Origin of the sequence: Streptomyces spongiae (genome assembly GCF_009377185.1) — a bacterium.
Taxonomy (GTDB): Bacteria; Actinomycetota; Actinomycetes; order Streptomycetales; family Streptomycetaceae; genus Streptomyces; species Streptomyces spongiae.
Genome location: NZ_VJZC01000487.1, coordinates 1 through 7,623, shown reverse-complemented (window position 1 = coordinate 7,623; position 7,623 = coordinate 1). Strand labels below are relative to the sequence as shown.

Below are 7,623 nucleotides of genomic sequence, written 5' to 3'. Positions count from 1 at the left end.
CACCCGGACTCCGGGTGCCGCCCTCTCCTGTGTCCGTCACGCCGCCAGTTTCGCCAGCGCCGCGTCGACGCGGGCCAGTGTCCGCTCCTTGCCGAGGATCTCCAGGGACTCGAAGAGGGGCAGGCCGACCGTGCGGCCGGTGACGGCCACGCGGACCGGGGCCTGGGCCTTGCCGAGCTTCAGGCCGTGGGTCTCGCCCGCCGCCAGGACGGCCTCCTTCAGGGAGTCCGGCGAGGTCCAGTCGGCCGACTCCAGCTTCTCGCGGGCCGTGCGCAGCAGGGCGTCCGAACCCTCCTTCATCGCCTTCGTCCAGCTCGCCTCGTCGAAGGCCGGCTCGGGGAGGAAGAGGAAGTCGACGTTGTCGGTGATCTCCGAGAGGACCTTCAGGCGGCTCTGTGCGTGCGGGGCGATCGCCTGCCACTTGGCCTCGTCGAAGTCCTCGGGCGCCCAGGGGGCGAACGGGGCCTTCAGCCAGGGGGCGCAGCGCTCGGTGAAGTCCTTCACGTCGAGCAGGCGGATGTGGTCGGCGTTGATCGCCTCGCACTTCTTGAGGTCGAAGCGCGCCGGGTTCGGGTTCACGTCTGCCACGTCGAAGGCCGCGACCATCTCGTCCATGCTGAAGACGTCCCGGTCCGCCGAGAGCGACCAGCCCAGCAGGGACAGGTAGTTGAGCAGTCCCTCGGGGAGGAAGCCGCGCTCGCGGTAGAGGTTCAGTGAGGACTGCGGGTCACGCTTGGAGAGCTTCTTGTTGCCCTCGCCCATGACGTACGGCAGGTGACCGAAGGCGGGGGTCTGCTTGGCGATGCCCAGTTCGGTCAGGGCCTTGTAGAGGGCGATCTGGCGCGGGGTGGAGGAGAGCAGGTCCTCGCCGCGCAGGACGTGGGTGATCTCCATCAGCGCGTCGTCGACCGGGTTGACGAGCGTGTAGAGGGGGGCGCCGTTCGCGCGGACGATGCCGTAGTCCGGCACGTTCTCCGGGGTGAACGTCAGCTCGCCGCGGACCAGGTCGGTGAAGGTGATCGTCTCGTCGGGCATGCGGAAGCGGACGATGGGCGCGCGGCCCTCCGCCTCGTACCCCTCGACCTGCTCGGCGGTCAGCTCACGGCAGTGGCCGTCGTAACCGGAGGGCTTGCCGGCGGCGCGGGCGGCCTCGCGGCGCTCCTCCAGCTCGGTCGTGGTGCAGTAGCAGCGGTAGGCGTGGCCGCCGTCCAGGAGCTTCTGGGCGATGTCCTTGTAGAGGTCCATCCGCTGCGACTGGCGGTACGGCGCGTGCGGGCCGCCGACCTCGGGGCCCTCGTCCCAGTCGAAGCCCAGCCAGCGCATGGAGTCAAGGAGCTGCTCGTAGGACTCCTCGGAGTCGCGGGCGGCGTCCGTGTCCTCGATACGGAAGACGAGAGTGCCCTGGTGGTGCCGGGCGAACGCCCAGTTGAACAGGGCCGTGCGGACCAGCCCCACATGGGGGTTGCCGGTGGGCGACGGACAGAAACGTACGCGGACGGGTGCGCTAGCCACGCTTGACTACCTTGTTGGTGAGAGTGCCGATGCCTTCGATGGTGACGGCGACCTCGTCGCCGACACTGAGGGGGCCGACCCCCGCGGGGGTGCCCGTGAGGACCACGTCGCCGGGGAGCAACGTCATGGCCTCGGTGATGTTGACGATCAGGTCCTCGATGGGGTGGATCATCTCGCTCGTACGGCCCAGCTGGCGCTGCATGCCGTTGACCGTGCACTGGATGGTCAGGTCCGAGGCGGCGGCGAGGTCCAGGTCCGTCTCCACCCAGGGGCCCAGCGGGCAGGAGGTGTCGAAGCCCTTCGCCCTGGCCCACTGCTTCTCGCGCTTCTGGACGTCGCGGGCGGTGACGTCGTTGGCGCAGGTGTAGCCGAAGATCACGTCCTGGACGCGTTCGCGCGGGACCTCGCGGCACATGCGGCCGATGACCACGGCCAGTTCGGCCTCGTGGTGCAGTTCGCTGGAGAAGGGCGGGTACTGGATGTCGTCGCCGGGGCCGGCCACCGAGGTCGACGGCTTGAAGAAGGCGAACGGGGCGTCGGGCACCTCGTTGCCCAGCTCGCGCGCGTGCTCGGCGTAGTTGCGGCCGAAGGCCACGACCTTGTTGGGCAGCACGGGCGGCAGCAGCCTGACCTTGCTCAGCGGGACCTTCGTGCCCGAGAGCTCGAATTCCGCGAACGGGATTCCCTTGATGATGTCGAGGACCAGCTCGTCGGGCTTGTCGCCCTCGACCGCGCCGAACGCGACGTTCCCGTCGATGGAGAATCTGGCAATGCGCACGGGATCCCTGCGCCCCTCACTTGAGCCGGCTGGAGTCTGACGCTCCAGGCTAACGCGGCGGGGGGCCGCTGCCCCGCGCATTACGAAGGGCGCCCCGGACGTCTCGGGGACGTCCGGGGCGCCCTTCACAGGCTTTCACTTATCTTCACTCGTCTTCGCTCGTCTTCACGCGGGCGTGACCGCCTGATCACCGAATGACCGGACGGGACCGAAGAACTTCGTACGTGTCCGGACCCGCCCGCATTGAGCAAGTCGCGGTCGCCGCGCGTACTACCCCGCGACGGAGGCCGGGACGGGGACCTCCACGAGGATGGTCCGCCGGGGGTTGGCGGTCTGGGAGGGGAGGTCGACGGAGTGCTCCTGCTGCGGCGTCGCCAGTTCGTCGGCGTCGGTGAGATGCACGAGAGTGGTGCGTCGCGGGTTGGCTATGGTTTGGAACATCATCGTCGTCTTCACTGGTGAACGTGACCTCGTGGTTGCGGGCGCCGGACGGCCTCAAGAGCCGTCCCAGAAGCGCGGGTTGTCGGATTCGCCATCCCTGTAAAGCGTCAGGCTAAACATTCAATTCCCGGGGTAACTCGTGAAGACGGCATGATCACTGTGTGAGTTTCCTCACTGACTAGTAGACCTTTCGGACAATCAGGACCGCCCTCTCGCTCGGGCGAAACGGACATTGTTCACCTGAAGCGCTCATTCCGCTCCCGATCATGGCGACTGGGACACGCTGCGCTGCCCTGCACCTCGCCGCCGTTTGTCCGGTATGCACAGGATCCGCTTACACACAAGGTGACGCTTCGATCACATCGTGTCACGATAGGCACGGGGTCACCCATTGGCCTTGTTGGAGATCCTGCACTGTGCTGGAATTCCACGGACCGCCGCGGAGGAGACCCGGCGCACAGGGGGCGCAACGCAGCGCCAAGTGGCGGCGGGAAGGGGGAGCCAGCGCCGGTCACTCAAGACCAATAGGGGTGCGCGTTCAGGGCGGCCCCAGACGCCGACACCGTCTCGCCGTTCACGCGGAGAGGCGCCTGGTCCAGAGGTTGCGACGCTAGTGCAGGGACGTTTCAAGAGGGATGGCAGCGCTTCGGCGGAGCCGGAGGCGCACGGCGGGACCGACCGCGGTTCCTCGCCCCAGCACGCCCAGAACCCGGGCCCGGCGGAGATCGGCAACGGTGGTGAGCGCTCCGGGCGCACCGGTGCGCCCGCGTCCCCGCCGCCCCCGCCCAAGCCGAAGAGCAGCCCGGGCACGGCCGGTTCGCGAATAGCACTGCGCAACTGGCGCATCTCGACCCGTCTCGTGTCGCTGCTCGCGCTCCCCGTGGTGGCCGCCACCTCGCTCGGTGCGCTGCGCATCAGCGACAACGTGGACGACATCCAGCAGCTCGACAACATGCGGCTGCTGACGGACATGACGAAGCAGGCGACCGAGCTCGCCGCCGCCCTCCAGCAGGAGCGCGACATCTCGGCCGGCCCGCTCTCGGAAGGCGCCTCGGCCAACGACCCCACGATCAAGGGCGTCCGCGACAAGACGGACACGGCCAAGCGGCAGTTCCTGACGGCCACCCAGGAGATCAGCGACGCGACTGAGGAGGGCCGGCTCCCCGGTGTCCGCGACAGCATCGTGGGTATCGCCACCGAGCTGACGAACCTCACCACGGTCCGCCGCGACGCCTACGAGGACCCCAAGAACGCCACGCTGACCGTCGAGGCGTACCACCGGCTGATCACCCAGCTGCTCAACCTCTCCCAGGACATGGCGGAGGCCACCAGCAACCCGGAGATGATCAGCCGCACCCGCGCCCTGGCCGCGTTCTCCACCGCCAAGGAGTACGCCTCCGTACAGCGCGCGATCATCGGTGCCGCGCTGCCCGCGGACCCCGAGAAGTCCGGCGAACTCTCCGAGAGCGACCGGCAGTACGGCCTGTCGGCGCTGACCAGTGAGGGCTCCGAGACCGACAGCTTCGGCAACATCTACGGCCGGGACCGTGCCGAGGAGCTGATGAAGCCGATCAGCGACGGCAGCCCGACCATCAAGGCCGTCGACGACTACGCCAAGCGCGTGCTGGACAACCCCAACGGTCTGCGTTCGCTGGACAAGCGCTCGTACAAGGACTGGGTCGACGACGACTCGGTCAAGATCGAGCAGATGAAGAAGATCGAGGGCTCGCTCCTGGAGGAGATGGAGCAGACCGCCCGCCAGCTGCGGAGCGAGTCCGAGCAAGAGGCGATCATCTCCGGTGCGCTGATCCTGCTCGTCCTCGGTATCTCCCTCGTCGGCGCCTTCGTCGTGGCCCGCTCCATGATCCGCTCGCTGCGCCGACTGCAGGACACCGCGACCAAGGTCGCCCAGGACCGGCTGCCCGAGCTGGTCAAGGCGCTGTCCGAGTCCGACCCCCAGGACGTCGACACGTCCGTGGAGACGGTCGGTCTGCACTCCAAGGACGAGATCGGCCAGGTGGCCGCGGCCTTCGACGACGTGCACCGCGAGGCGGTCCGCCTCGCCGCCGAGCAGGCCCTCCTGCGGGGCAACGTCAACGCGATGTTCACCAACCTCTCGCGCCGCTCCCAGGGTCTGATCCAGCGCCAGCTGTCGCTGATCTCCGAGCTGGAGTCCCGCGAGGCCGACCCGGACCAGCTGTCCTCGCTGTTCAAGCTCGACCACCTCGCCACCCGCATGCGCCGTAACGGTGAGAACCTCCTCGTTCTCGCCGGTGAAGAGCCCGGCCGCCGCTGGACCCGCCCGGTCCCGCTGGTCGACGTGCTCCGCGCCGCCGCGTCCGAGGTGGAGCAGTACGAGCGCATCGAGCTGGCCGCCGTACCGGCCACCGAGGTCGCCGGCCGCGTCGTCAACGACCTCGTGCACCTGCTCGCCGAGCTGCTGGAGAACGCCACCTCGTTCTCCTCGCCGCAGACCAAGGTCAAGGTCACCGGTCACGCGCTGCCCGACGGCCGTGTGCTGATCGAGATCCACGACACCGGTATCGGCCTGTCCCCCGAGGACCTCGCGTCCATCAACGAGCGGCTCGCCTCGCCGCCCACCGTGGACGTCTCCGTCTCCCGCCGCATGGGTCTGTTCGTGGTCGGCCGCCTCTCGCAGCGCCACGGCATCCGCATCCAGCTGCGCCCGTCCGACTCCGGCGGCACGACCGCGCTGGTCATGCTGCCCGTCGATGTCGCCCAGGGCGGCAGGAAGCCCACTCCGGGCAAGCCCGGCCAGCAGGGCATGCCCTCCGGTGGGCCCGCCGCCGCGCAGGCCGCGGCCGGTGCGGCCGCCGCCCGCCGGGGCAACCAGTCGGGGCCCGGTCTCGGCGCGGGTGCCCCCGGTGGCGGTCTGCTCGGTGCTCCTCCGCAGCGCGGGCAGGTGGGCGCCGGACAGGGTCCGCGGGCCGCGCTGCCCGGCAGCGACCAGGACGGCCGTCCGGGCGGGCCCGGTGGACCGCGCGGTCCGCAGGGTGCTCCTCCGGTGCCCCCGCAGGGCCGGCCGACACCGGCCGGTGCCGGTGGGTTCGGCGGTCAGGCGCCGGGTGCCCCGCAGGGCCTGCAGGCCGCCGGGACCGGTGGGCCGCAGAACTTCTTCGACGACTCCCCCGGACGCCAGGGCGGCTTCGGCGGCGGCTCGGGTCCGCGTACTCCGGGCGGCGGCTCGCTCGGCGGCAACAACTTCAGCCCGTCGCGTCAGGGCGGCTTCGGCGAGGAAGCGCCGTCGGCCGACAGCCCCTCCGGCGGCGTGCCTCCCAAGCAGCGCAAGGAACGTTCCGGCAGGCGCCGGCCGCAGCTGCCCGGCCGTGATGGTCCGCGGGCCGAGCTGCCCGGTGGCAACCCGCAGCCGCGCACGCCGAGCTGGAGCGACGAGAACGCGCAGCCGCCGGTGCCGCGCGCCTCGCTGGACGCGCCGCGCGGCCACGAGGACCCCGACTCCACCTCGCAGATGCCGCGCTTCGACAACCGTCAGGGCCCCGGCGCGACCGAGGAGATCCCCCGGATCGACGACCGTCAGGGTCCCGCCGTCACCTCCGAGTTCCAGCGTCCCGACTACGACGCGCCGCGACCCGACCAGCCGCAGAACGACACCGGGCAGTTCGTCCGCTCCGACGTGTTCGGCAGCTCCGCCCCGTCCGCGGCCCCGGACCGCTTCCCGGCGCCGGGCCGTGGGAACCCGCAGGACACCGGCCAGTTCACGACGCCCGACCGCGACGGCTCCGGCACGGGGCAGTTCGCCGCTCCCGGCTACGGGGACCGGCAGGACTCCTCGTCCACCGGCCAGTTCGAGCGTCCCCAGGCGAGCGCCGACTTCGGCGCCCCCCGGCCGCCCATGCCGCAGCGGCCGCCCGTACCCCCGCAGCGGCCCGATGAGGGACGCCGGCCGGGAGACGGGTGGGAGCTGCCGCCCGCTTCGGGCCCCGGTGACGGTCGTACGCCGCTGTACGACACGCTGGAGACCAACTGGTTCCACGGCGGTCAGGCTTCCCAGCCGGCCAACGGCAACGGCGGTCCGAGCAACGCGGGTCCGAGCAACGGCTCCACGCCGTCGCAGGCCCCCGCGGCCGACCGGCGCCCGACCGCTCCGGCTCCTCAGGCATCCTCCGCCTGGCGTGCCAACCCCAACGACGAGCTCGTCCGTCAGGCCGAGCGCGTCCGTCAGCCGTCGGCGGGCGGGGTCACCACCTCCGGCCTGCCGCGCCGGGTCCCGCGCGCGAACCTCGTGCCGGGCACGGCTCAGCAGCAGCAACAGCACCAAACCGGTCCGCAGGTCTCGCGTGCGCCCGATGACGTACGCGGTCGGCTGACCAATCTCCGTCGGGGCATCGCGCAGGGTCGTCAGGCCGGCACCGGCCAGACCGGCAGTTTCCCGAGCCCCACTCACCAGCAGGAGCGTTAGTTGAGCCAGATGAGCCAAGCGGCACAGAATCTCAACTGGTTGATCACCAACTTCGTGGACAACACCCCCGGGGTGTCCCACACCGTCGTCGTGTCCGCCGACGGACTCCTTCTGGCGATGTCCGAAGGCTTTCCCCGTGACCGCGCCGACCAGCTCGCGGCCGTCGCCTCGGGTCTCACCTCGCTCACGGCCGGGGCCTCCCGGATCTTCGAGGGCGGGAACGTGGCCCAGACGGTGGTGGAGATGGAGCGCGGCTTCCTCTTCCTGATGTCCGTTTCGGACGGATCGTCGCTGGCGGTCCTCTCCCATCCCGAGTGCGACATCGGCCTCGTCGGCTACGAGATGGCGCTGCTCGTCGACCGTGCGGGCGCCGTGCTCACACCCGACCTGCGAGCCGAGCTGCAGGGCAGTCTGCTCCACTAGGGCCCGGCCCCCTCAGGACCTGACCCAC

5 protein-coding genes are annotated in these 7,623 nt (G+C 70.4%); 2 read left to right on the top strand and 3 right to left on the bottom strand.

From position 1 onward, the window contains the following. Nucleotides 1-36 precede the first annotated feature (36 nt). The 3 genes from gltX to FNH08_RS51180 form a co-directional block, all read right to left on the bottom strand. Nucleotides 37-1,512, bottom strand: coding sequence for a glutamate--tRNA ligase (gene gltX, locus FNH08_RS39110; protein WP_322726196.1), 1,476 nt, complete (start codon nucleotides 1,510-1,512; stop codon nucleotides 37-39). Then, on the bottom strand, nucleotides 1,505-2,290 hold the full coding sequence (locus FNH08_RS39105) for a fumarylacetoacetate hydrolase family protein (RefSeq protein WP_322726195.1): 786 nt from the start codon (nucleotides 2,288-2,290) through the stop codon (nucleotides 1,505-1,507). Before FNH08_RS39105 ends, gltX begins: the two co-directional genes overlap by 8 nt. A 270-nt stretch (nucleotides 2,291-2,560) precedes the next feature. Beyond that, nucleotides 2,561-2,746: a hypothetical protein gene (locus FNH08_RS51180; RefSeq protein ID WP_322726194.1), complete on the bottom strand. Its 186-nt coding sequence runs from the start codon at nucleotides 2,744-2,746 to the stop codon at nucleotides 2,561-2,563. Nucleotides 2,747-3,344: 598 nt separating this feature from the next. On the opposite strand from FNH08_RS51180, the gene FNH08_RS39100 reads away from it, so the two are divergent. Together FNH08_RS39100 and FNH08_RS39095 are read left to right on the top strand one after the other, a co-directional pair. Further along, nucleotides 3,345-7,172, top strand: coding sequence for a sensor histidine kinase (locus FNH08_RS39100; RefSeq protein ID WP_322726193.1), 3,828 nt, complete (start codon nucleotides 3,345-3,347; stop codon nucleotides 7,170-7,172). 9 nt (nucleotides 7,173-7,181) lie between these two features. Then, entirely contained in the window at nucleotides 7,182-7,595 is a 414-nt protein-coding gene (locus FNH08_RS39095) for a roadblock/LC7 domain-containing protein (protein WP_152776278.1), read from the top strand. Nucleotides 7,596-7,623 lie beyond the last annotated feature (28 nt).

What these genes read in the sequence shown, in the direction of transcription:
- FNH08_RS39095 (WP_152776278.1), top strand. Translation starts at nt 7,182, where the DNA reads ATGAGCCAAGCGGCACAGAATCTCAACTGGTTGATCACCAACTTCGTG.